Here is a 24,553-nt window from a genome sequence, read left to right as displayed (position 1 = left end):
AATAGTTCTGCTTCTCCCTTTCCAGCATACGGGATTCTCTTTAAAGCTCGAGCCTATTTACTCCTCCCCATCAACGATAGCATAATGATACCAAAAGCATCCACAAATGTCAATTTGACCCGTTATTGTTTCTTTTCTAAATTTTCAAAAGCCAAATCAAGTACCGCTGCTCCATCCATCATGCCATATTCTCTCATTGGCACCATCACGACAGGAATATCACGCCCAATTTCTAAAACAATCTTATTGCGCATATACAGCACTTGTGGACCAAGCAGCACTATATCTGCCTTCTTCGCTTCAACTGCAATATCCTTAGCCGGTGCAGCCCAGATATGCGCTTCAAGATGACGATCATCAGCTACTTCTTTCATCTTTTCTACAAGCAGACTAGTGGACATCCCTGAAGCACAAAGTAATAAAATATTAACCATAAAACATTCCTCTTTTCTTAGCTCTATTATAAGCCATGAGAATTCCTGAGAAAAGTTATTGTCAAAGTTTTCCCAACAAAACCCACAAATAAAAAAACCTAAAGCATTGCTTTAGGCATTTTCCTTAACTCCTGTTAATTGCAAAATAGCATTCCAAGTCTCATCAACACCGGTTTTCTTTAATGAAGAAAAACGAATAAAATAATCATTTTCATCAAAGTCAAGATCTCGCTTAATACGTTCTTCATGAGGCTTTAGTTCATTCATTTTAAGTTTGTCCATCTTTGTTGCTACAACAATAACAGGAATATCATAGTATTTGGCATATTGATACATATTGATATCATCTTCTTTAGGAGGATGACGATAATCAACAAGCAAGACCATGCCCTTAAGATTATTCCGTTTTGTAAGATAAACATCAATCATTTCTGCGAATTGTTCTATCATCTTTTGAGGCACTTTCGCATAGCCATATCCAGGCACGTCAACTAAGCGAAGTTCATCATTCACATTAAAGAAATTTAAAGTACGCGTTTTACCTGGTGTTCCTGAAACCTTCGCAAGACCACTCACATTGGTAATTGTATTAATGAAAGAACTCTTCCCAACATTTGAACGGCCGGCAAGAACGACTTCAGGTACTGATTCATCAGGCCACTGACTCGTCCATGCTGCCGATAATACATATTCTGCCTTCTTAATCTTATACATCTATTTTACGAGTGCATTTTCAAGCACTGTATCAATATTGTCTGCCAAGATAATGTGAAGTTCTTTTTGTACTGATTCAGGAATATCATCAATATCTTTTTCATTATCTTTTGGAATAATGATTGTCTTGATACCTGAACGATTAGCTGAAATAGACTTTTCTTTCAAGCCACCAATTGGAAGGACATCACCAGTTAGTGTGATCTCTCCAGTCATAGCAATATCATCTCTGACTGGCTTACCAGTAAAGGCTGAATAGAGGGCTGTTGTCAATGTGACACCTGCACTAGGGCCATCTTTCTTGACCGCACCTTCTGGGACATGAATATGAATATCCTGCTTTTCGAAATCCTCAGGCTTCAGGCCATATTCCTTTTCATGAGCCTTCAAGTAGTCCAATGCAATAGAAGCAGATTCTTTCATCACATCACCAAGCTGTCCGGTTACAATAAACTGACCAGTACCAGGGAAATGGTTGACTTCTATTGGTAAGATATCGCCACCGAATTGTGTCCAGGCAAGACCTGTCACAACCCCAACAGTTGGTTTCTTAAGTTTCTTTGTATGATCAAAGCGTGCTTTACCTAAGAACTCTTCTAAATCCTTTTCTTCAACTGTAACTTGCGTCTGACCATCTCTTAAGATCTTTAAGACAGCCTTACGACAAATTGCAGCAATGAGACGTTCTAACTGACGCACACCGGCTTCTCTTGTATAATGTCTAATAATATACATGAGAGCATCATCTGTAATTGTCAGCTGATCTTCTTTTAAGCCATTGGCATCACGTTCTTTACGAATCAAATGCTCCTTGGCAATCATCATCTTTTCTTGTTCTGTATAACTAGACAATTCAATAATTTCAAGACGATCTCTTAATGGTCCAGGGATACCACCTAAATCATTTGCTGTCGCAATAAATAAGACTTTCGATAAATCATATGGTTCTTCAATATAGTTATCAGAGAAGAATTCATTTTGTTCTGGATCTAAGACCTCCAGCATTGCACTTGTAGGATCACCTTTATAATCCGAACTCATCTTATCAATTTCATCAAGCAAGAATACAGGATTAATGACACCAGCCTTCTTCATCGACTGAATAATTCTTCCTGGCATAGAGCCTAAGTAAGTTCTACGGTGCCCTCTGATTTCAGATTCATCCGTTACCCCACCTAAAGAAGCTTTAACAAACTTTCTATTTAAAGCATGAGCAATGGATTTCGCAATAGAAGTCTTACCAACACCTGGTGGACCCACCAAACAAATGATAGGTGCTTTTAAAGAATTAGTCATCTGCTTTACAGCAAGATATTCCATAATTCTTTCTTTTGGTTTTTCAAGACCATAATGATCACCATCAAGAATTTCCTGAACATTCTTTAAATCCTGATTATCTGCTGTTTCCTGATACCAAGGAGTCTTTAATACCCAATCAATATAAGTACGAATAACATTAGCTTCAGGAGAAGAAGCAGTCATCATTTCATAGCGCTGAAGTTCTTCTTTAACTTTAGCTTTGATATTATCAGGATAGGGATTCTTTTCTAACTTCTGACGAATAGCCTCAACATCATCTGCCCCATTAGGCACATCACCAAGTTCTTCTTTAATAGCCTTCATCTTCTCACGAAGATAGAATTCTTTCTGATTTTCATCAATAGACTGTTTAACACGGGTATTGATATTAGCTTCTACTTCATTGATTGTCTTTTCTTTTTGCATACATGCAAGACATAACAACAAACGTTTATTAACATCAGTTTCTTCAAGAATCTGTTGTCTTTCCTTTAAATCAATATTCATGTAATTCCCAATCGTATCGGCAAGCTGTCCTGCTGAAACACCTTGGGTAATATTCGCAAATAATTCTCTTGGGAAAATTGTTCCACCACGATTGACAAACTGCATTTGTGAATGAATCTTACGTACAAGAGCCGTTTCTTCAATCTCATCACCCTGAACATCTTCAAGAAGTTCAACCTTTGCGAAGTAAGCACCATCTTGTTCATAAAAATCATAAAGCTTTACACGTTTTTCACCACTTACAGTCAATTTGATTGTCCCATGATTATCTTTTTTGACACGTCTAACAACTTTTGCGAGTGTTCCAACATGATAAATAGCATCAAAACTTGTTTCTTCTTCAATTGGTCGAATTTGCGAAACAAAAACAATATTATTGTCGTAATTATCAATAGCCTGATTCACTGCAGCTAATGAGAAAGGACGACCAACATCGATAGACATCTCATGACCAGGGAAAACAAGCATACCACGTGTACATACAACCGGTAAATCAATTGTCATCACTTCATCCATGTAGTTACCTCCTTTAAAGAAATAAGACGCTTGCGCGTCTTATTTAATGACTTTCAATTATTTAGCAACATTTTCTTTTACTAAATCAACTGCTTTTCTACTTGCAACATCTTCTTTAATACGATCTTCCTGACCAGCAAAGATCTTCTTAACTTCTTCTTCATCACGGCCATAATATGTTGCAATATTCTTAATTTCTTCAGCAAGTTCTTCTTCAGAAACTTCAATATTTTCAGCCTTAACAATTTCAGCAATAATTAACTGATATTTTACTCTCTTTTCAGCATTCTCTCTTACGTCAGCCTTTAACTGATCCATAGTCTGACCTGTCATCTGCTGATATAATTCAAGAGTTAAGCCCTGCTGCTGTAAGTTTGCATTGATTTCTGAAATAATATTCTGTACTTCAGATTCAACCATTGCATCTGGTACTTCGAATGGTGTGTTTTCGATTAACTTATCAATGATTTCTTCGTTGAATGTTTCTTCAGCTTCAGCTTCCTTAGAAGCCTTTAATTCATCTTTAATATGCTTCTTTAAAGCTTCTAAATCTTCAACACCATCAATATTTACATCCTTAGCTAATTCATCATCTAATTCAGGTAATACTTTTGATTTGATTTCATGAACAGTTACCTTGAATGTTGCATCTGCACCAGCTAAATCCTTAGCCTGATAATCTTCAGGGAACTTCACATTGATATCTTTAGTTTCGCCAACTTTCATACCAACAACCTGATCTTCAAAGCCAGGAATGAAAGAATTTGAACCTAATTCTAATGGATAGTTTTCACCCTTGCCGCCTTCAAAAGCAACACCATCTTTGAAGCCTTCAAAGTCAATTGTTACTGTATCACCATTTTCAGCAACAGCATCTTCGCCTTCCTTAATAACTAATTCTGCGAATTCATTCTGATATTTTTCTAATCTTTCATTGATTTCTTTTTCAGTAACTCTGACTCTCTTCTTCTTGACATCTAAGCCTTTATATTCACCTAACTTGAATTCAGGAGCAACAGGTGCTGTGAATGACAATTCTAGTTCATCAGCAGTCATTTTAACAATATCTACTGATGGCTGACCAACAGGAGTAATTCCATTATCAAGGAAAATCTTGCTGTAGCTATCAGATAAGATGACTTCAACAGCTTCTGACTGTAATCCAGCTGCACCAATTCTTGCTTTAATTAAGTTCTTTGGTGCATGACCTTTTCTAAAGCCGTCTAATTGAGCCTTAGCAGCTACTTTATCAAGAGCTTTATCCTGAGCAGCCTTCCATTCTTCTTTGTCAAATACAGCTTTGACTTCAACCTGAGATTTTTCAAGTTTCTTTACTTCAGTTTTCATTATATACATTTCTCCTTAAATTATATTACATGCTTATTATACACAGTTTTTAAACAATTGCAACAAGCTTTATCACTCAATAGTTTTGAGTGCTAAAAGCACTTCCGCAAGCATCTCCATATTCACATTATAGTCTACTTCAAGATCCTCTTCTGAAACTTCAATATTCTGCATAGTTGCCACATAATAATGGATTCCTGCAGCATATAATGCATATTCATCCTCATATATTTCTTGCGGGTAAGTAGCATATAGAAAATATTCAAGATAATCTAAACATTGATTCATCAACGATGGATTATCATCCTCAAGAACACGAATAAGATGCTTGCCAATGCCCTGATAACATTCCCTCTCTAAAACAAGGGCGCTAATAGCGGGATTAAAATCATAAATATGGCCATTTTTATGGACTTCGAATTCATCATCAATTTGTTGCTGAATTAAGGTTTCCATAATTAATGTCTTCGCAAAAGCCGGCTTACTCTCATCAGCTAGATAACGATGTAACACAGGTGAAAGCATACGCACATTAAGCTGTGTCAGCTGATCCAAAGCCATATAAAGCAAGTCATCATTCACGTCATTACGATCTAGCAACTTCTCTAGCTCTTCGACAGAAAAAATCTGATGACGATCAAGCTGGGCATTCATTTCTTGTTTCTCAAGCAGAATTTGGTCATAAACCTCATTAAAGAGTGATTCATACTCATAGGGAATATAAGGCATGCCAAGTTCCTCTACAAGAATATCAATTGCTTTTTCATATTCTTCACATTCTTTCAATGCTTCAAGATAAGCGACAAGCACATCATAATAAGTATCTTTGGCCATTGCTTTCGCATTAGCCCCTTCCATCATGCTTTGTCGATATTCTCCCATTGCATTCAAACAAATGAGACGTAAATAGCGTGTTTGTTCATCATTTAAATCATTCAATTTTTCAAGTGCAGCACGATACTGCCCTTCACGCATAAGCTCTTCAATCAAGCGGAGATCCCTCCTTCTTGTGTATCTTAACAAAAACAACTCCAACATACAAATAAAATGAAAAAAACCTTACAATTTGTAAGGCATTTTCTTTCTATTCATCACCAAATGAAACCCCAATAGCTTTCGCAGCTTTGACAAGTTCACCATTTGGATCAACATGTTTCTGTTGACCAATTTTTGCAGCGCCAATCACCTCTTCAAGTGATGTATAACCCATTTCACCATGATTGATTGTTACAACATTGCCAAACTTACCCTCATGAATAAGATCAGCAGCAGCAACCCCATAACGAATGGATAAAATACGGTCATAAGCATTAATATCGCCACCACGAATAATATGTCCTGGATTTACAGAACGCACTTCATGATCAGGAATGACTTTTTCAAGATCTGCTTCAAGCTGTTTAGCAATACCGCCAAGACGTACTGGATCTGGCGAATCTTCAACAATCTTACCAATAACCTTTGTCCCATCAGCATACTTAGCACCTTCAGCACAGGCAATAACTGTATATGGTAACCCTGCTTCATCACGTTTCTTAACGGCCTTAGCAATATTTTCAACAGTAAATGGAATTTCCGGAATCAAGCAGACACCCGCATTACCTGCTAAACCAGCATAGAGAGTAATCCATCCAGCATCACGACCCATTAATTCACAAAGAATAACACGATGATGGCTCTTTGCTGTCGTCTGTAAACGATCAATGAATTCTGTACCTACACTCATCGCACTCATAAAGCCATAAGTGACATCAGTACTTGCAAGATCGTTATCCATTGTTTTTGGCACACCAATAACATTAACACCTTTACGTGAAAAGTCACGGGCACTTGTCAATGTACCATCACCACCAAGTACGACAAGGACATCAACACCATCTTTCTTTAAGTTGGCTACACCAACATCGGATACATCCTTCTTGACTTTACCACCATGACCATCATCAACAAGATAATCAAATAAGTTATCCTTATTTGAAGAATAAAGAATTGTGCCACCCTCTTTATAGATATCTTCAACCTTGTCTAAAGTCAATTCAATATAATCATTGTTATATAAGCCTCGATACCCAAAAACATAACCAATGACTTCCCAGCCATATTTTTGAATTGCTGTCTTTGTGATTGTGCGAATAACGGCATTCAAGCCGGGACAATCTCCCCCACCAGACAATAAGGCAATTCTCTTTACATTACCACTCATAATTCATAACCTCCATATCTTTCATGATTATATCAAAAATTTCACAATGCTACAAGGTGAAACGCTTTCATTTCAATGTAATTAACTAAAAAAAGAGTATACCTAAGTATACTCAAATGCTTTTACTTTTTCTGCTCATTCTTAATAAAATCATTGACAACTTCACCAGCAATCATCAATCCGGCAACACTTGGAACGAACGAAATAGATCCCGGTATATCTCGACGATCTGTACATTTTCTTTCAGTGCCTGGCGGACAAATACAATGAAAAGCACAAGAATTTGCTTCTGAAGTTGATGGCTTGATTGGCTTCTCTGTTGAAAAGGCAACCTTCAGCTTGCCAAGACGGCGTTTTTTCATTTCATAACGCATTGTACGTGCTAATGGATCCATTTCCGTTTTAGAGATATCTGTAATCTTAATCTTGGTTGGATCAATCTTGTTTCCCATTCCCATGCAGCTGATTACAGGCGTCTTTGTACGCTTAGCTTCACTGATGATAGTGAGTTTGGCTGTCACTGTGTCAACAGCATCTACGACATAATCATATTCATTGAAATCAAATTGATCCTTAGTTTCAGGTAAGTAAAAAATCTTATGAACATGAATTGTTGCTTTAGGATTAATTTCATGAATACGCTTAGCCATGACATCAGCCTTATATTGACCAATAGTAGGAATGGTTGCAATAATCTGACGATTAATATTCGTTAAGCAAACCTTGTCATCATCGAATAAATCAAACGCCCCAATGCCCGCTCTCGCTAAGCCTTCAGCAACATAACCGCCAACACCACCAATCCCAAAAATAGCCACACGTTTATTGTGTAAATTGTTAAGTGCTTCATCACCAATGATGAGGGCTGTTCTAGAAAACTGATTAAGCATGTATATACCCCCTCGTCTAATCGTCAATATTTTACACGAAATCCTACGCTTTGCAAGCAAAATGAAAATCAGGCATCCTAGGATGCCTGAATAAATAGAATATCCTCTGTTGTTTCTAAATGAAGGATGTGCTTGCACTGATTGCTGACACATAGGGGATCATGTCTTTTGAGAAGATAGTGATCAAGTTCATAATCACAATGCTGCAAAGTAAGCACGGTATCTTGAATAGCAAAGACTGAAAAATAATGATATTGCTGACAATCTATATCATAACTTCCCGCTTTCAACAAACGCATACAATTTTTCTGGTCATATAGCGTTATGCGATAGTCACGATAACGTTCCAACAAACAGAGTACAGCGAGAAAATGATCCATCCTCCCCTGCATAACACCCGTTATGTCCATCTCATCATAGCCATTCGCAATCGCCCATTTGATTGCCAGGGCTGTATCCGTATCATCTTTGATTGGTTGATATTTGAGATTGGGGACCCCTTCTAAAAGACGCTTATCATTGAGGGAGTCAAAATCACCAATGGCAATAACAGGCTTTATGCCTTCTCGAGCAAGATAGGTCAAACCTTGATCAATCGCAATATAATCCATTGAGCGATCTCTTACATAGCCATTGTCAATGCCACCATACATCCCTATTTTCATAACAATGCTTCAACAGCTTTCTTGCGATCATTCTGATTAAAGACAGCTGAACCTGCCACAAACAAATCGCAGCCTGCCTTTCTTACATCCTGAATTGTTGTTGCATTGATACCGCCATCTACTTCAATAAGAAAACCCTTTTCTTTCTTGTACTTAGATAAGGCAGCAATTTTATCAATCGCAACCGGATTAAATTTCTGTCCGCCAAAGCCAGGCTGTACACTCATGACGAGAATCATATCAATTTCATCTAAAAAAGGAATGACAGCTTCATAAGAAGTACCTGGATTGATTGCTATGGAAGCTTTAACGCCTGCTTCTTTAATTTTCTTAATGAGTTCATGCGTCTTTTCAACTGATTCCATAGCCTCGATATGAAAGGATATATAAGAAGCACCTGCTTTAATAAAACGATCAACATAGAACATTGGATCACTGATCATCAAATGCACATCAAGCTCCATATTGGTAATCTGATGAACATCATGAAGAATATCAGCCCCAAAAGAAATATTAGGGACAAAATGGCCATCCATGACATCATAATGAAGTACTGTACAACCAGCCTCCTCAATCGATTTCAATTCACTTTTTAAATCCGCAAAATCTGCCGATAACAATGATGGGGCAATATCAACCATATCTCTTCTCCTTTATTTCTTTAACTTCTTTAAGAAAACTTAAATAATGTAGATAACGATCTTTCGCAATCTCGCCATCTTCTACCGCCTGCTTCACAGCACAATAAGGCTCACTATCATGCAAACAGCCTCTAAACTTACATGATTCGGACAAGCGTCTAAAATCATGATAGCTCACAGCTAATTCTCTTGGTTCCATCTCTAGCTCTAAGGATGAGAAACCAGGCGTATCGGCGACATAACCACCATGCATTTTAATAAGTTCAACATGTCTTGTCGTATGCTTGCCTCTGCCTAGCGCATCAGATATCTCATTTGTCTCTATATGCAATTGAATATCCAAGGCATTAAGAAGTGAGCTTTTTCCTACCCCTGACTGACCTGTGACAACGGTCACCTTGTCTTTAAGATTCGCCTTGACTTCATCAATACCTATATGCTCTTTGCTGGATACGAAAATAATCTGATAATCATGATAATCCTGTTTGATTTTCTCCATCCTGCTCGAATCAAGATCTATTTTCGTTATAACGATGATAGGCTTAACATCCTTATGTTCCACATTAGCTAAAAAGCGATCCAACAACAAGCTATCAAAATCAGGATGGGTGATAGAAAAGACAAGTAAAGCCTGGTCAATATTACTGATTGGCGGTCTCGTGAGATAATTCTTTCTTTTGGCTATTTTCTTAATATAGCCTTCTTGATTATCATCAATCTCAAAATCACACAGATCACCGACAACTGGCTTCATATTCTCTTTTCTAAATTTTCCACGTGCTTTACATGTATAAAGAACATTCTGACTTTCAACATAATAAAAGCCAGCTAATGATTTAATAATTCTGCCTTGAAGCATATCTATTCTCCATCTTAATTTGTCGTCTTTCCCGATGTATCTTGTTGAGTTTCCCCACCAGAGTTGGCTGCGCCATTGGAAGATCCACTTGTATTACCACTTTGATTATTTCCAGTCGTTCCATTTGTTGTACCAGAATTTGTATTGTTATTGTTGCTTGGGGTAGTCGTTGTATTGTTATTAGTGTTATTGTTGTTATTATTTGTCGTCTGATTTGTTATCTCAGGTTTATGATTATAATAACTGAGGGTGATATCGACACCTTTCTTGTTGACCTGTGTATAAGGTTCTATCGACTGGGAAACAACAGTATTAATAGACATAGTATTAATCACATTTGGGTCAGTTGGTTCAGCAAGGATAGACAAATTTACTTTAAAGCCAAGCTTCTGAAGCGTCTTTTTGGCACTTTCAATATTCTCGCCACGAAGATTAGGAACTGTAATAATAACGCCTTTAGAAACAGTGAGCGTGATTGTCTTATCTTCCTCATTTGGGTCAATCTTTTCTCCCTTTGATATTGACTGATCAATCACAACATCCTTACTGAATTCTTCATCAGTCTGATAATAGGTCTTGACTGTGAAGCCCTGCTTTTCAAGCTCCTTACGTGCTTGTGAAAGCTTCGTGCCTGTATAGTCTTTCATCACAAGATATTTACCTGAAGAAACTGTCAGCCTAATTGTACTGCCCTTCTTGATTTTCTTGTTGGCTGCAGGATCTGTTTCAATGACATAACCTTTTGCATAATCATCACTGAGTTCTTCTTCAATATCACTATCAATCTTATATCCTTTATCCTTCAACAAAGCAATCGCCTCAGCCTTTTTCATGCCAACAACATTAGGCATTGTAAGACTTTGATTGCTGTTGAAATAAAGGACAACACCTGCAACAATCGCAAGCAAGGCAATAACGCTGGCAAGAATGATTTTCTTTTTACGAGATATCTGTTTCTTCGCCTTTTGCTCATTTAATCTTGTAACTCTTGTTGTTCTTGTTTCTTTAGGCTCGATTTCTGCCGGTTTCTCTTCTTCCTCTTCTTCCAATTCTGGCTTTTTGAAGAACTGTGTCTCTCCAGCAATAATCGTTGGTTCATCGACAGGAGCATCAAAAGTCAATTTAGGCTCATCCGGTCTAGAAAGGCATGTCTCTAAATCCTCCAACATATCATCAGCCGACGCATAACGATCTTTGACATTCTTTGCGGTTGCTTTAATGATGATATTTTCTACGGACTGAGGAATACTTGGATTGAATTCACGCACAGAAGGAATCTCATCACGCATATGCTTTAAAGCAATATTTACTGGTGATTCACCATTGAAAGGCACTTCACCACGTAAGAGCTCATAAAAGACAATGCCAAGGGCATAAATGTCAGATTGTGCTGTTGCTTTTTCTCCACGGGCTATTTCAGGTGCCAAATAATGCAATGACCCCATCACAGTATCCGTTTCTGTAACCTGGGAAAGTGATGAAATGGAAGCAATCCCAAAATCCGCAATCTTAACAGTTCCACTATCCGTCACTAAGATATTTTGTGGCTTGAGATCACGATGAATAATGCCATGATGGTGGGCATCCGCTGTCCCTGCAACAACCTGCTTCATGATATCAATAGCTTCAACATGATGCAAAGCCCCACGTTTATAAATTAAATTTTTTAATGTCTGTCCTCTGACATATTCCATGACAATATAATAGAGTTCATCTTCCTCACCCACATCATATATGGCGACAATATTAGGGTGACTTAAAGCTGCTGCCGCACTTGCTTCACGATGAAAACGTGTAATATATATTGGATCCCCAGTAAGCGATGAGCGCAATATCTTTACAGCTACCGTTCTCTTGAGAATCTGATCTTCAGCTAAATAGACATCAGCCATCCCACCCTGACCAATCAAACGCAATAAATGGTAACGCCCTGCTAATACTCTTTCAACTTCACTCATTGACTTCAGCTCCTTCCACAAGAAGAACACTGATGTTATCATTACCGCCAAGCATTCTTGCCTGTTGCAACATCGTGCTTGTCTTTTCATTGACATTCATTGATAAATTAAGTATTTCTACTATCTCATCATCATTTAAGGAATTATAGAGACCGTCACTACAAAGCAATAAAGCATCAAAAGCTCCAATATATTTATGGAATGATATATCTAATGGTGCTGTGACTCCAACTGCCTGCGAGAGAATGTTCTTTTTAGGATGATTCTTAGCCTGACTAGGTGTAATATACCCCTTTTTCATAAGATCATTCACAAGTGTATCATCTTCCGTTATCTGGACAAGATGATGATGGGCATAGATATAGGCACGACTATCTCCAACATGGGAAATATAGATATGATCTTGATTGATATAGGCAATAACAGCAGTTGTTCCCATGCCTTCATATTCACTATGTTGATTAGCTTCACTTTTAATTAAATGATTTGCATGTTCAAGAATATACGCAAAATAATCTTGAATGTCTCTATCACTTTCAAAATGTGGATGATAGGGAAAGTTTTTCATAAGATCATCACCACATAGTATACTAGCGACTTCGCCCGCACGATGTCCGCCCATACCATCACAAAGAACACAGAAGAACTCATTTTCACTTAGTATTACATAATTGACATAATCCTGATTCGTTTCTCGAACTCTACCGATATCACTACCAGCATCAATTTTCATCTCCTGCTATTCCTCCTTCTCGTTTCGCACGAAGCTGACCACAAGCGCCATCAATGTCACCACCATGCTCTTTTCTTAATGTACAGTTAATATGTAAACGAAGTAATTCATCCTTGAAAGCATGAATCTTCGCATCAGTCGCTTTCTGCAAACCATTCTCGCTCACTGTGTTATAAGGAATCAAGTTCACATAAACATTAAGTCCTCTTAAATAATGAGCCAGCATTCTCGCATGGGTCAGTTCATCATTAATCCCTTTCAACAAGATATATTCTAATGTCACACGACGATTCGTCTTGTCAATATAATTACTGATAGCCACTCTTAAGTCATCCATATTATAAGCATCATTAATTGGCATTAAGCGGCTACGGATTGCATCATTAGGAGCATGTAATGAGATTGCTAGATTAACCTGTATGCCTTCATTCGCAAATTTGTTGATGCCAGGAATGAGGCCACATGTTGAAACCGTGATATGTCTAGCCCCGATAGCTAACCCTTTGGGTTCATTAATGGTATAAATGAAGTTCATCACTTCATCATAATTATCAAATGGTTCTCCCGTTCCCATAATAACAACATGACTGATACGTTCTTTTTGATCATGGGTCACTGTCATGATCTGATTGACCATTTCTCCGCTTGTTAAATTACGTTGTTTCTTTAATAAACCAGAAGCACAGAATTTACAAGCCATATTACAGCCAAGCTGACTTGTTACACAGAGTGATTTTCCATAAGGATGTATCATGAGAACAGTTTCTATAAGTCCCCCATCTTCTAAGCGTAATAAATATTTTGTTGTACCGTCTCTAGAAACCTGTTTTTCAACAATTTCTAAGTAATCAGATGTAAATGTAGCTTTTAATTTTGTACGTAAGTCTTTCGACAGATTTGTCATTTCATCAAAATCATTGACCCCTTTTGTATAGAGCCATTCATAAACCTGCTTAGCACGAAAAGGTCTTTCACCTATTTCTTCAAAAGCTTCCGTCATCTTCTTTGCTGTAAAGTCAAAAATTGATTTCATTATTTCTTCCTCATCAAACACATATAGAAACCATCACTGTGATATTGATATGGTAAAATTGTATGTTCTTCAATTCTTTCCATATCTTCGTGATGACAAATAAATCTTTCTATCTGTTTTTCATTTTCTTTCTTATTAAGAGTACACGTACTATATACCATCTTACCACCATTCTTCAACAAATAGTACGCATTTTCCAGTAAATTAGCCTGTATTGGGATAATTTCATCCATTACACTTGAATCATGATATTTAATTTCCGGCTTTCTTGCTAGCACGCCTAGTCCTGAACATGGTCCATCCAAGAGAATCGCATCATATTGTTTTTGTAGCATTTTAGCGAGTTTTGTACTATCAGCAGTATGCGTTGTAACATTCGTGACATGAAGACGCTTAAGATTACTTTGAATTAATTGTTCTTTATGAGCATATAAGTCATAGACATCAATATGTCCTGTGTTTTCCATCAGTGCTGCCAAATGCGTTGTTTTACTGCCCGGCGCCCCACACATATCTAAAACTTCACTGCCTTTTTCTGGCGATAGAAGTCTTGCAACGAGCTGGCTGCTTTCATCCTGAACAGTCACCTTTCCTTCTTTAAATGCATCTGTTGAAGCAATATTCCCGCCTTCAAATAACACACCGTCTTCAGAAAGAAAGCCTCTTTTAAAGCGAGGATCTTCCTTTATGAGTTCATCACGACTGATCACCAGCGTATTGACTCGACCACTTCTCAACGGTATGGCATTATCTGCTTCAAGTATTTGAATAGTTACATCCTGACCATATTGCTTCTTAAACATCTTGACAAGCCAGAGGGGATGGGATGTACGCAAAGCAAGCACTTCATCTTCACTTAAACCTTCAAAATTGATTTCTTCCAAAAAAGCATGTCGTAAAACCGCATTAATGAATGAAGCTGTACGAGCCCCTTTTTCTTGTCTTGCCAGTGTCACTAGCTCATCAACAATAGCATAATCCGGTCTTTTCATAAAAAAATGTTCATATAAGCCCATCAATAATATTGTTTTTTCACTCACTTTTACTTTTTTCACAAACTTCTTGAGATGAAATTCTAAAAGCAGTGCATTCTGTAAAGTGCCATAAACAATTCGAGTTATGCGATTCTTCATATGACGATCCATATCTGCCTTGAGGGCTTTATTAAGCGTAATATTTAAATAACTGCCATCTTTAAAATAAGCTAGCAGAACTTCATAAGCAATCTTTTGTTCCATATTTATATTGTGGTATATGGATGAAAATCATATACCAATGTCACCTTTCCATTTTTATGATTATAGTAATGATCTAGCTGATTAAGCACTTGATAGAGTTCATCAGACTTTCTGTATTTTATAATAATACGCATGCGATAGATATCCTGCATTTTAAAGATTGTCAGTTTTGCTGGTCCCAACATACGAACATGTTGTAAATGTGCATCAAGATATTGTCTTATATCATTTGCTGCTTTTTCTACATTTTTGTCATTCTTGCCTTGAATGCTTAAGGCAACAAGATGGCAATAAGGTGGATAATAGGCCATTTTCCTAAATTCCATTTCCTTTTTATAGAAGTGCTGGTAATCCGCCTTAGCCCCATCAACAATCGCATAATGAGTGGGATTATATGTCTGAATCACAACCGTTCCGCTCTTTTCCCCGCGACCACTACGCCCACCAACCTGGGCCAATAATTGAAATGTCCGTTCACTTGAACGATAGTCAGGAATGGCTAAAGTGAGATCAGCATTAAGAACACCAACAAAAGTCACATTTTCAAAATCCAATCCTTTCGCAATCATCTGTGTACCAAGAAGAATATTCCCTTCTTGTTTTTTAAAAGCCTCCAACAAGCGCATATGATCATTCTTATTTCTTGTTGTATCATAGTCATAACGAATAACCTTGGCATCTTTGAATTTCTTCTGCAATTCTTCCTCGATACGTTGAGTACCTATACCTATCTTCTTAAGCATAGTCGAATGACAATGTGGACATTGCGTTATCATCGGAATAGAAAAACCACAATAATGACATTTCAGGCTATCATCATTCTTATGATAAGTCAATGTCACATCACAATGCGGACATTTCACAACCTCCCCGCAATCTTCACATTTCACAAATGAAGCATAACCTCGTTTATTCAACAAGAGTATAGCCTGTTCTCCTTTAGCCAAGGTTGTTTTTAATCTTTCTTCCATCAAACGGCTCATTAAGCCATAATGCTTTGCCTTTGCTTCATTAGCCATATCTACAATCGTATAGGCTGGTAATGGCTTCTTGTTGATACGTTCTGGAAGCTCATAGAGATCATAGACACCTTTAAGAGCTCTAGCATAGCTTTCTACACTAGGTGTAGCACTGCCAAGAACAATATTAGCATGATGGTACAAAGCACGCATTTTTGCAATGGTCAGTGTTGTATAACGAGGCGCAGACTCTTGTTTATAGGAAGCATCATGTTCTTCATCAAGAATGATTAAGCCAATATTCTTTAAAGGGGCAAAAATAGCTGAGCGCGCCCCAACAACAATATGCACTTCCCCGTTGGCTATACGTCGATATTCATCGTAACGCTCCCCCTCGGACAAGCGAGAATGAAAAATGGCAACATCATCGCCAAAACGCTGCTTGAATATTGCCACCATCATCGGTGTTAAAGCAATTTCAGGCACAAGCATAATCACATTCTTACCTTTTGAAATCATATTCTTTGTGAGTGCTAAATAGATTTCGGTTTTACCCGAACCTGTAACTCCATGAATAAGACTAATACGTTCTTTTTTTTCTAATATTTGATTAACGATATCTTGTTGTGACTTAGTCAAAACAACACAGTCTTGTTTGACTTTTGCGATTTGTGGCTGACGTTTTATTTCCTGATCATAGATTTCAACAAGACCTTGTTCAACAAGCCCATTTAAGGGTGATGAGGAAAAAGGTAGATCTTTGATGAAATGCGTCCCCGGTGTGGAAAGATATTGATAGAGAGCATTTTGTGTCTTCGTCTTCCCTTCCCCAATGCGAATAACACGCGCAGCTTTCTGATATTTAATCGTCACCGTTTTGACTGTCTTTGGCTTGAGCGTTTTGGGCAGCATCGCCTGAAGACAAACAATCTGGCTTGTAATATAAAGCTTGCTCATCGATTCCGATAAAGCCACAAGCTCATCATTAAGAAGGGGCTTTTCATCAATGACTTCCTGGATATAGTTGTAGCGAAAGCCATCTCTCAAGGCCAGTTCTTTTGCTGAAAGAGATGTATACTGACATTTCAAGCTATAGCCAATAAGCTTCTGGTGATTAAAGATGACGCGTACACGTACTCCCTTGACAACTTCCTTTTTTGAAAGATAGGAAAAAGGCTGTGATAAACGATTTATTCCATGTTCAATCAATACACTTACAATATACATAACCCACCTCTTCTTATTGTTCTCATTCTATCATATTTCCAACAGATTAAAAAATATGACACAAAGAAAAACTAGGTTTTCACCTAGTTAATATGATCTCGAATAATTTGTGCTATTTCCTTGGCTGCCTGTTCAACTGTATTATTGACAACAACATGCTTATAGCTATCTTTTGTCTTAATTTCACGTTCAGCTTTAGCAAGTCTTTCACGCATAACGCTCTCATCTTCTGTCCTGCGACCACGAATTCTTCTTTCAAGTTCTTCCATTGAAGGTGGTACTAAGAAAATAGTAAGGGCTTCAGGAACTTTATGCATCACTTGAAGAGCGCCTTGAACTTCAATTTCCAAAACAACATTTTTTCCTTCATTCAGCATCTCTTCGACTTTATCTTTTGGTGTACCATATGAATTACTTACAAATTGTGCATATTCCAAGAAACCATCTTCAGCAATCTTCTGATCAAATGTTGCCTGATCAACAAAAAAGTAATCAACACCATTCTTTTCTCCTGGACGTGGTTTGCGTGTTGTCATCGAAATAGAATAAGCTAAATTTAAGTCATTCATTTTAAATAATTGTTCTCGCACAGTACCTTTACCAACACCACTAGGACCGCTAAGAATAATTAATATTCCTCTCTTCATGAACTTCCTCCTCAATCTTTTAAGACATTATAAAAAGAAAAGAAAGTAAATACAACTTATTTATATAACTCTTCTGAATTTCTTTATGCATTATTGCATGAGCAAGCCATATTTATGTTATACTGCCCTAGAGGTGATGAAAATGGCATTTGATGGCATTGTCCTTAATGCAGTAACACAACAATTAAAAGAAGAAATCGAAACAGGGAGAATCTCTAAGCTCTATACCATATCACAATATGAAATTCTCATGATTATTCGTGCTCATAATAAAAACAAGAAATGCCTTGTTTCTATCCATCCAACCTATGCCCGCATCCAGCTAACGCAGCTTGATTATCCAACACCGGATTTTCCTGATGCCTTGACAATGCTTATGCGTAAGCATATGGAAGGTAGTTTTATTGAGAAAATCGAACAAATAGGTTTGGATCGTATATTAAAGATTACCCTTAAAGGACGTAATGAATTCAAAGATCAAGTGACCCTTTATCTTTATATTGAAATCATGGGTAAGCATTCTAATTTCACATTAACTGATGCAAATCATCGTATCATTGAATGTCTCAAACGTGTTTCCCCTAGCGAGTCAATGCGTTTCTTACAACCTGGCATTACCTACCATTTACCGCCATTAATTGAAAAGAAGAACCCTTTTACAACAGAATATCTCCCTTCTGACAACCTCGTTAAAACCTATGAAGGCTTTTCAAAAGATCTTGCAGTAGAAGTACAATATCGTGTTGAAAAGGGCGAAGCTTTCTCATCCATTATGGAGAAAATAAAAGAGAGTCGTGAACTCTATATTACAAGAACTCCCAAAAAAGATTACTATCATATCATTCCCCTTACAAACATTGCTGGAAATATTGAATCGCATGCTTTATTTGATGGGCTGGATTTATTCTATGACTCTCTCGATCAACGTGATCGCATCAAACAACAAACCAATGATTTAATGCGTTATATCAAGAATGAATACACTAAAAATGTCAATAAACTTCATAAGCTAGAGAAAACGCTCTTTGACTCACAAAATAGTGACGATTATCGCATTAAGGGAGATTTACTCTATGCTTCACTTGATCAGATTCATAAGGGCATGAAGGAAGTTGTTGTTGATAACTATTATGATGGGACAAAGATGACCATCCCTCTTGATGTACGTTTTGATGGCAAAACAAATGCCAATCGTTATTACAACAAATATCAAAAAGCTAAAAATTCACTTAAAGTACTTGAAGAACAGATTCACTTAACACAAGAAGAGATTGATTATTTTGACGCTTTGAATACATCTATTGAACAGGCGGATTACTATGATGCTTTAGAAATCAAGGAAGAGCTTGAAGGATTGGGCTATTTAAAGAAAAAACAGGTAAAAAAGCTCAACAAGAAGAAAAAAGAACCCCATTATACAACATTCATTACTAAGGATGGTATTGCGATATATGTTGGGAAAAACAACCTACAAAATGATTATCTTACTTTTAAAAAAGCGAATCGCTTTGACATGTGGTTCCATGTCAAAGACATGCCTGGCTCCCATGTCATTGTCCATAGTCAGCAGCTTGATGAATATACAATAAGACTGGCAGCTAAAATTGCTGCTTATTATTCAAAAGGTCGACTTTCAAGCAGTGTTCCTGTAAACTATGCACAAGTAAGAACACTCAAAAAGCCACATACTAATAAACCAGGACTTGTCTTGCTTTCAAACTACAAGACAATCTATATTGATCCTGATGATACTTTTTTAACGGAGGTTACAAAGAAATAACATGGTGAAACTTATTAGTGCCAAATTCAACAATAATCATGTCCATGCCTACAGTGTCCCTGCCTTTGACGAAGAAGGCCACAATTTCAATCTTGGTCTTAATGGCATTGATGACATTCAGACAATGAAAAATAGAGAAGCCCTCGCTTCACAGCTTCATATTCCTCTTAGCCATATGATTCTTCCCCATCAGGAACATACTGTCAATTTTGCGAAAGTCACACTTGCCGATGGAGGCAAAGGAATGTATTCCCTTGACACTGCATTGCCTGCTACAGATGCAACTTATACACGCGATGCCGGCTTAGTACTCTGGAGCAGTCATGCTGACTGCTGCCCAGTCTTAATGTACTCGCCCGATCAGCATTTGATTGCAGCTATTCATTCAGGATGGAAAGGAACTGTTCATGAAATTGTGGGAAAAGTGACAAAACATCTTATCGACAACGAACATGTCAATCCGACAAATCTTCTTGTCTATACAGGTCCCGCTCTAGAACAAAGAAACTTTGAAGCCATGGATGATATTATTGATCTTGTGAAAGCTATGAGCTTTGATACATCATCTTTTTATCGCATTAAAGATGAAACGCATTATACACTAAATACGAAGGGGCTTATTAAACAGCAATTATTAAATCTTGGTGTTAAAGAAGAACATATTGAACAATCTCCTATCTGTACTTTTGAAGATGAACGTTTCTTCTCTTATCGCAAAACAAAAACAAAAGATCGCAATATGTCCATTATCTATATGCTTGATTAAGGTAGGTTTGCCTACCTTTTTCTTATAGCCAAAAAGGTGGCCTTGCCACCTATTTGAGATAATGATGAATTCTTTCTTCATCAAGCTGTTCACCAATGACAATAATAACTTCCTGCCCATCATGAATCGCTTCTACACTTAAATCATCAGCAGTCGCATTGACTTCATACCATTGTTGATTCTCACAGACAAAGCCTTTAATACGCATTACACGACCTAGTTCATGATCATTGAAAATCTGTTTTATTCTTTCTTGAAGCGTTGCGAGTGAAAAGTGGATATTAAGGAAGAAAAGCGAACGGAAATAGTTATCATCAATAAATTGCTTGTAGAATATGCCAAGCTGATAACCACTATGCATGATCTCTTCAAAGTCTGCATCACGATAAGCATCCCAGCGTTTCTTCATCACATCCTTCTTGATATCACGTTGACTATGATGTGCCTTTAAAGCCATTTGTAGATGATTAAGCGTGTGCTGGATATCTTCTTCTGTTGCCTCATCAACACGGCTTAATATCACTTTTCCGGCGTAAACAGCCTCACTTGCGAGCACATAATCAGCTTGGGGCGATAAGTCTTCAAGCTTACTATTGACAACTGCAATAACATTGCCAATTTCATACCACTGATCGAGTGGCGCCTCATGTAAGACATCAAAGAATTCATCAACATCATAAATACCCGATGGCTCTACAATGACGCGATCATACCCTTGCATGCCCATCGCAATAAGTTTAGTCTTGAAGCGACGAATACGGCAATCCTTATCACCGCCAATGACCATTTCGACATCTGCTTTTCCTTCTAACGCCTCCGATAATAACATACGATCAACATTAATCGCTCCATAATCATTTTCAATAACGGCAACATGTAAATGTTGTCGATAAAGATAATCAACATATTTTTTTATAAATGTTGTTTTGCCAGAACCTAAAAATCCTGTAATTAAATCGACTTGAATCATTTTTCATACCTCTTGATGCCATTATATCAACAAGCTTCATCCTATTCAAATCGTGTGTTCAAATATTTCTCTACAAAACATGGATAGCCTTTTCATTCTTCTCAAATAAGTGTACAATATGACTAACGGAGGTGTTTGTAATGGCTGAACAGGATACAGCAAAATTGTCATATGACATGATTTTAAAAAATAATATAAAATTGCAGAAAGAAGCAGCTATTTTCCACAAAGTAAAACATGAGAAGGAATTTACAAAAGCTGATGTTGCTGAATATGCAGCTTCTCAGATTGAAACAAAAAAGGATTTATTAGACGTTCTTAAAACATTAAGAGCGAATTATGTAAAGATGGATTATCTTCCCGATGTAAAGAAGATAAGAACTTTCGATAACTTAATTGAAGATGCTCAAACAGATATTGATTTCTATACTCTTATGCATAAAGAATTTAATGCTTAACATAAAAAGGTGCGCAAGCACCTTTTTATTGTTCTTCAATCAAATACATAGCATGAGGAATCACTTTTGATAAGGCTTCTGGCAACACTGTATAGTTTTCCTGTGCCACGAGATCACCGGCAAAACCATGGACAAAGACAGCAAGCATAGCTGCTTCTATTGCCTGATAGTGACTTCCTAAAAAAGCCGTCATGATGCCCGCAAGAGTATCCCCCATTCCACCAACAGCCATTGCTTTATTGCCTGAAGCATTGCGATAAGAATGTTGACCATCGGTTACTATTGTATGTGGTCCCTTGAGAACGAGAATACAATGATGCTCTTTCGCAAAGGAAACTGCAACTTCCATTAAATCATCATCGTTGCTAAAAGCACAAAGTCTTCTAAATTCTCCTAAATGTGGTGTAAGAATGACTGGTCGTTTTTGACGATCGAGTAAATCGATATTGTTGGAGAGAATGGTGAGGGCATCGGCATCAATAATAAGTGGACAGTCAGTATGTTCAATAACATCAAGGAAGCAATGATAAGCATCCATATCCAATCCTAAGCCAGGACCAATACAGATAGCATCAAACTTCTTCAGCATTTCATGACTCAAGTTATTTGGTCTTACTTCACTGATGGCTTCAGGTAAATAAAGAGGTAATAGATCAGCAACCTCTTTAGCGGTAGACACATGAAGAATGCCCGCTCCACTAGCGATGGCACCTTTTGCCGCCAATAGTGCTGCTCCTTTATATTGCGCACTTCCCGCCACCAGCAAGTCAACACCATAATAATTCTTATAGCCATCATACTTTCTCTTCTTCAGCATTCTTTTTGCATCATCTATAGCGAAATAGCGAAGTAACCCAGCTTCCTCAAAAGGATTATCGATGGCCAGTTCTTCAACAATAACTTCACCAGTAAAAGTCGTGCTATCAGGGTTTAAGAAACCTTCCTTTAAAGCACTTAAAGCAATTGTCTTTGTGGCATAAAGCGTATTGGCATATGGCTGACCTGTATTACAATTTAATCCAGTCGGAATATCAATAGCAAGTACATCACCATCAAAATGACTGTTGATGAGTGCAATAATGGTGGCATATAGGCCTCTTGGGGCGCTATTTAAACCAAAGCCAAAAAAACCATCTCCGATAACTTCAAAATCTTGAAGACTTTCCTGAAAAGAAGCCAACGAACCTTCATTGAGCTGTATAAGAGAAATATTATTATTCTCACACATATCAAAATAGAACTGATTCCCTGGTGAAAACTTATGATGATCACCAACATAATAAAGTTTGACATCTTTTCCCATATTACTCAGCTTGATGCCTAGAGAAAGTGCATCAGCCCCATTATTGCCTGGTCCCACAAGTAAGCCAATATGGTCATAGACCTTAAAATGTGATTTCAGGCAATCACTTGCCTTATCAATGAGTTCATAAATAGAATAACCATGATCCATTAAATATTGATCATAGGCTTTTAACTGATTTTGACTACCAATATACATAACGAACAACTCCAATCTAATACAATCCTTTAAAAAGTATCAACAACAAGAATGAACATAGCAAGATAGAAACAGCAGGAGGATCAATATGTGTGCCACAGTCCGTATTAAATACTCTCGCAAACAAATCACAGATTGTTTCGGCAAGTACTCCAAATAATAAAGTCAATAACATATCATGCGTATATATCATAGTATAGCCGGCAATCAAAGTAATATGATGTGTTGTTGGAAAATGGGCATCATGAAGGGAAAAAACAAGAGAAAAAGCAGAAAGGCTAAAGCCAAGCGCATAATCTTTTGTCTTTAGGGTTAAATAGCCTGTTAAATAGGAGATGGATAGGGCGAATAATACAAGATATATCCAATATCTTTTGTCACCTTCTTCTAAGAAAACAAGACCACGATGATTATAGAGCTGCTTGCTTCCTAAAATACATCTTGTACATGTACCCACAACAACAATACTGAAAGCTCCAGGATCAAAAGGAAATTGGAAGAAGGAAGCGAGATGAAATAAACAATAGCCAATAAAGCCACCTAATGCTCCAAAGATAAAGACAAGCGGATCTTCCGTTGTGACAAGCGGCTGACTGATATCAAAGCCATTGATTTGATATTTTTTTGAGGCATAAGCAGTCGCAACAACAGCTCCATTAAAGACAATAGCAGGAATAAGTAGTGGCTGAGAGAAGAACTGATTATGTGCAAAAATACTCACCAAGCCAACAAATCCTGTAATAATAAAAATCTGTATACCACCAATAAGACTACCCAAGCCACCTCCTGCTAAGGCCAGAAGTATATATTCTAGTTCCATGTTTTCACCTTCTCCATCTATTATAATCCACGATGAAAAGCGAAAAAAGATTTTCTTCTTTTTTTAGAATTTGTTAGAATGGATGGGGTGATGAAAATGGAAAGAGATTTAACTTCAAGAGCTTTAATGAATGTACTAGATGTGACACATTTCTATAATTATGCCAAGCTTAATAATGATGATTTATATGAACAGCTTAAAGCTATCATAGAGTCTTTGACTGATGATCAGTCCATCATTGAAAAAGGTATAGCAATATTGGATAAAAATCGTCAAACAATTGATCATATTGTCAAGAACACAAATAGCTATGAAGAATTACAACAGCTTTGTGAAGACTTACGTAGCTTTAAAAGACAGAATGGCTTACTGAAAACACAATAATAAT

General features: G+C 37.2%; 23 protein-coding genes and 1 other annotated feature (1 of these 24 only partly in view). Of the genes, 4 read left to right on the top strand and 19 right to left on the bottom strand.

Annotated features, from left to right (window positions below; translation table 11 throughout):
- Positions 1-83 (bottom strand) — a binding site (T-box leader) (it extends 120 nt beyond the left edge of the window).
- 39 nt (positions 84-122) lie between these two features.
- The 16 genes from FYJ79_RS02075 to gmk form a co-directional block, all read right to left on the bottom strand.
- Positions 123-434 carry a PTS sugar transporter subunit IIB gene (locus tag FYJ79_RS02075; protein ID WP_154514313.1) on the bottom strand — a complete coding sequence of 104 codons (312 nt, stop codon included), beginning with the start codon at positions 432-434 and terminating at the stop codon, positions 123-125.
- A 111-nt stretch (positions 435-545) separates the two neighbouring features.
- On the bottom strand, positions 546-1,148 hold the full coding sequence (yihA, locus tag FYJ79_RS02070; protein ID WP_154514312.1) for a ribosome biogenesis GTP-binding protein YihA/YsxC: 603 nt from the start codon (positions 1,146-1,148) through the stop codon (positions 546-548).
- Entirely contained in the window at positions 1,149-3,470 is a 2,322-nt protein-coding gene (gene lon / locus FYJ79_RS02065) for an endopeptidase La (RefSeq protein WP_154514311.1), read from the bottom strand.
- A 57-nt stretch (positions 3,471-3,527) separates the two neighbouring features.
- Entirely contained in the window at positions 3,528-4,817 is a 1,290-nt protein-coding gene (tig, locus tag FYJ79_RS02060; RefSeq protein WP_154514310.1) for a trigger factor, read from the bottom strand.
- 72 nt (positions 4,818-4,889) lie between these two features.
- Entirely contained in the window at positions 4,890-5,807 is a 918-nt protein-coding gene (locus FYJ79_RS02055; protein WP_154514309.1) for a hypothetical protein, read from the bottom strand.
- Between the two features lie 94 nt (positions 5,808-5,901).
- Complete coding sequence (locus tag FYJ79_RS02050; RefSeq protein WP_154514308.1) at positions 5,902-7,020, bottom strand: 6-phosphofructokinase; 1,119 nt, start codon at positions 7,018-7,020, stop codon at positions 5,902-5,904.
- A 122-nt stretch (positions 7,021-7,142) separates the two neighbouring features.
- Positions 7,143-7,910 carry a tRNA threonylcarbamoyladenosine dehydratase gene (locus FYJ79_RS02045; protein WP_154514307.1) on the bottom strand — a complete coding sequence of 256 codons (768 nt, stop codon included), beginning with the start codon at positions 7,908-7,910 and terminating at the stop codon, positions 7,143-7,145.
- A gap of 77 nt (positions 7,911-7,987) precedes the next feature.
- Entirely contained in the window at positions 7,988-8,575 is a 588-nt protein-coding gene (locus tag FYJ79_RS02040) for a thiamine diphosphokinase (RefSeq protein WP_154514306.1), read from the bottom strand.
- Positions 8,572-9,216, bottom strand: coding sequence for a ribulose-phosphate 3-epimerase (gene rpe, locus FYJ79_RS02035; RefSeq protein ID WP_154514305.1), 645 nt, complete (start codon positions 9,214-9,216; stop codon positions 8,572-8,574). Before rpe ends, FYJ79_RS02040 begins: the two co-directional genes overlap by 4 nt.
- Entirely contained in the window at positions 9,209-10,075 is an 867-nt protein-coding gene (rsgA, locus tag FYJ79_RS02030; RefSeq protein WP_154514304.1) for a ribosome small subunit-dependent GTPase A, read from the bottom strand. The genes rpe and rsgA overlap by 8 nt, the downstream gene beginning before the upstream one ends.
- Positions 10,076-10,089: 14 nt before the next feature.
- Positions 10,090-12,033 carry a Stk1 family PASTA domain-containing Ser/Thr kinase gene (pknB, locus tag FYJ79_RS02025; protein ID WP_154514303.1) on the bottom strand — a complete coding sequence of 648 codons (1,944 nt, stop codon included), beginning with the start codon at positions 12,031-12,033 and terminating at the stop codon, positions 10,090-10,092.
- On the bottom strand, positions 12,026-12,766 hold the full coding sequence (locus tag FYJ79_RS02020; protein ID WP_154514302.1) for a Stp1/IreP family PP2C-type Ser/Thr phosphatase: 741 nt from the start codon (positions 12,764-12,766) through the stop codon (positions 12,026-12,028). The genes pknB and FYJ79_RS02020 overlap by 8 nt, the downstream gene beginning before the upstream one ends.
- On the bottom strand, positions 12,756-13,799 hold the full coding sequence (rlmN, locus tag FYJ79_RS02015) for a 23S rRNA (adenine(2503)-C(2))-methyltransferase RlmN (protein WP_154514301.1): 1,044 nt from the start codon (positions 13,797-13,799) through the stop codon (positions 12,756-12,758). The genes FYJ79_RS02020 and rlmN overlap by 11 nt, the downstream gene beginning before the upstream one ends.
- Positions 13,799-15,037, bottom strand: a complete 1,239-nt coding sequence (gene rsmB, locus FYJ79_RS02010) for a 16S rRNA (cytosine(967)-C(5))-methyltransferase RsmB (RefSeq protein WP_154514300.1) — start codon at positions 15,035-15,037, stop codon at positions 13,799-13,801. The genes rlmN and rsmB overlap by 1 nt, the downstream gene beginning before the upstream one ends.
- Before the next feature lie 2 nt (positions 15,038-15,039).
- The gene (gene priA / locus FYJ79_RS02005) at positions 15,040-17,223 is read right to left on the bottom strand and encodes a replication restart helicase PriA (RefSeq protein WP_154514299.1); all 2,184 of its coding nucleotides are present in this window, start codon (positions 17,221-17,223) and stop codon (positions 15,040-15,042) included.
- Positions 17,224-17,306: 83 nt separating this feature from the next.
- Positions 17,307-17,870, bottom strand: a complete 564-nt coding sequence (gene gmk / locus FYJ79_RS02000) for a guanylate kinase (protein WP_154514298.1) — start codon at positions 17,868-17,870, stop codon at positions 17,307-17,309.
- 142 nt (positions 17,871-18,012) lie between these two features.
- On the opposite strand from gmk, the gene FYJ79_RS01995 reads away from it, so the two are divergent.
- Both FYJ79_RS01995 and pgeF read left to right on the top strand, forming a co-directional pair.
- Entirely contained in the window at positions 18,013-19,650 is a 1,638-nt protein-coding gene (locus FYJ79_RS01995; protein WP_154514297.1) for an Rqc2 family fibronectin-binding protein, read from the top strand.
- Between the two features lies 1 nt (position 19,651).
- Positions 19,652-20,416 (top strand): peptidoglycan editing factor PgeF, encoded by a 765-nt coding sequence (gene pgeF / locus FYJ79_RS01990; RefSeq protein ID WP_154514296.1) that lies wholly within the window; start codon positions 19,652-19,654, stop codon positions 20,414-20,416.
- Between the two features lie 49 nt (positions 20,417-20,465).
- On the opposite strand, the gene FYJ79_RS01985 is transcribed toward pgeF, so the two are convergent.
- Positions 20,466-21,386 (bottom strand): GTP-binding protein, encoded by a 921-nt coding sequence (locus FYJ79_RS01985; protein ID WP_154514295.1) that lies wholly within the window; start codon positions 21,384-21,386, stop codon positions 20,466-20,468.
- Between the two features lie 140 nt (positions 21,387-21,526).
- On the opposite strand from FYJ79_RS01985, the gene FYJ79_RS01980 reads away from it, so the two are divergent.
- Positions 21,527-21,844 (top strand): hypothetical protein, encoded by a 318-nt coding sequence (locus FYJ79_RS01980; protein WP_154514294.1) that lies wholly within the window; start codon positions 21,527-21,529, stop codon positions 21,842-21,844.
- 25 nt (positions 21,845-21,869) lie between these two features.
- Here the strand turns inward: FYJ79_RS01980 and FYJ79_RS01975 are convergent, their stop codons facing one another.
- Together FYJ79_RS01975 and FYJ79_RS01970 are read right to left on the bottom strand one after the other, a co-directional pair.
- Positions 21,870-23,345, bottom strand: a complete 1,476-nt coding sequence (locus FYJ79_RS01975) for an NAD(P)H-hydrate dehydratase (protein WP_154514293.1) — start codon at positions 23,343-23,345, stop codon at positions 21,870-21,872.
- Between the two features lie 16 nt (positions 23,346-23,361).
- Complete coding sequence (locus FYJ79_RS01970; RefSeq protein ID WP_154514292.1) at positions 23,362-24,165, bottom strand: hypothetical protein; 804 nt, start codon at positions 24,163-24,165, stop codon at positions 23,362-23,364.
- A gap of 96 nt (positions 24,166-24,261) precedes the next feature.
- Between FYJ79_RS01970 and FYJ79_RS01965 the strand changes: the two genes are divergently transcribed.
- Entirely contained in the window at positions 24,262-24,549 is a 288-nt protein-coding gene (locus FYJ79_RS01965) for an inositol-3-phosphate synthase (RefSeq protein ID WP_195836987.1), read from the top strand.
- The last annotated feature ends 4 nt before the right edge of the window (positions 24,550-24,553 follow it).

Source organism: Sharpea porci (assembly GCF_009695655.1).
Classification (GTDB): domain Bacteria; phylum Bacillota_I; class Bacilli_A; order Erysipelotrichales; family Coprobacillaceae; genus Sharpea; species Sharpea porci.
Note: the sequence above shows the minus strand (reverse complement) of the source record. Positions and strands in the feature narration are given on the sequence as shown.

What these genes read in the sequence shown, in the direction of transcription:
- rlmN (WP_154514301.1), bottom strand. Translation starts at nt 13,799, where the DNA reads ATGAAATCAATTTTTGACTTTACAGCAAAGAAGATGACGGAAGCTTTT.
- FYJ79_RS01975 (WP_154514293.1), bottom strand. Translation starts at nt 23,345, where the DNA reads ATGTATATTGGTAGTCAAAATCAGTTAAAAGCCTATGATCAATATTTA.
- FYJ79_RS01985 (WP_154514295.1), bottom strand. Translation starts at nt 21,386, where the DNA reads ATGATTCAAGTCGATTTAATTACAGGATTTTTAGGTTCTGGCAAAACA.
- tig (WP_154514310.1), bottom strand. Translation starts at nt 4,817, where the DNA reads ATGAAAACTGAAGTAAAGAAACTTGAAAAATCTCAGGTTGAAGTCAAA.
- rsgA (WP_154514304.1), bottom strand. Translation starts at nt 10,075, where the DNA reads ATGCTTCAAGGCAGAATTATTAAATCATTAGCTGGCTTTTATTATGTT.
- FYJ79_RS01980 (WP_154514294.1), top strand. Translation starts at nt 21,527, where the DNA reads ATGGCTGAACAGGATACAGCAAAATTGTCATATGACATGATTTTAAAA.
- FYJ79_RS02075 (WP_154514313.1), bottom strand. Translation starts at nt 434, where the DNA reads ATGGTTAATATTTTATTACTTTGTGCTTCAGGGATGTCCACTAGTCTG.
- priA (WP_154514299.1), bottom strand. Translation starts at nt 17,223, where the DNA reads ATGTATATTGTAAGTGTATTGATTGAACATGGAATAAATCGTTTATCA.
- FYJ79_RS02045 (WP_154514307.1), bottom strand. Translation starts at nt 7,910, where the DNA reads ATGCTTAATCAGTTTTCTAGAACAGCCCTCATCATTGGTGATGAAGCA.
- FYJ79_RS02040 (WP_154514306.1), bottom strand. Translation starts at nt 8,575, where the DNA reads ATGAAAATAGGGATGTATGGTGGCATTGACAATGGCTATGTAAGAGAT.
- FYJ79_RS01970 (WP_154514292.1), bottom strand. Translation starts at nt 24,165, where the DNA reads ATGGAACTAGAATATATACTTCTGGCCTTAGCAGGAGGTGGCTTGGGT.
- rpe (WP_154514305.1), bottom strand. Translation starts at nt 9,216, where the DNA reads ATGGTTGATATTGCCCCATCATTGTTATCGGCAGATTTTGCGGATTTA.
- pknB (WP_154514303.1), bottom strand. Translation starts at nt 12,033, where the DNA reads ATGAGTGAAGTTGAAAGAGTATTAGCAGGGCGTTACCATTTATTGCGT.
- FYJ79_RS02050 (WP_154514308.1), bottom strand. Translation starts at nt 7,020, where the DNA reads ATGAGTGGTAATGTAAAGAGAATTGCCTTATTGTCTGGTGGGGGAGAT.
- FYJ79_RS01995 (WP_154514297.1), top strand. Translation starts at nt 18,013, where the DNA reads ATGGCATTTGATGGCATTGTCCTTAATGCAGTAACACAACAATTAAAA.
- pgeF (WP_154514296.1), top strand. Translation starts at nt 19,652, where the DNA reads ATGGTGAAACTTATTAGTGCCAAATTCAACAATAATCATGTCCATGCC.
- rsmB (WP_154514300.1), bottom strand. Translation starts at nt 15,037, where the DNA reads ATGGAACAAAAGATTGCTTATGAAGTTCTGCTAGCTTATTTTAAAGAT.
- FYJ79_RS01965 (WP_195836987.1), top strand. Translation starts at nt 24,262, where the DNA reads ATGGAAAGAGATTTAACTTCAAGAGCTTTAATGAATGTACTAGATGTG.
- yihA (WP_154514312.1), bottom strand. Translation starts at nt 1,148, where the DNA reads ATGTATAAGATTAAGAAGGCAGAATATGTATTATCGGCAGCATGGACG.
- gmk (WP_154514298.1), bottom strand. Translation starts at nt 17,870, where the DNA reads ATGAAGAGAGGAATATTAATTATTCTTAGCGGTCCTAGTGGTGTTGGT.
- FYJ79_RS02020 (WP_154514302.1), bottom strand. Translation starts at nt 12,766, where the DNA reads ATGAAAATTGATGCTGGTAGTGATATCGGTAGAGTTCGAGAAACGAAT.
- lon (WP_154514311.1), bottom strand. Translation starts at nt 3,470, where the DNA reads ATGGATGAAGTGATGACAATTGATTTACCGGTTGTATGTACACGTGGT.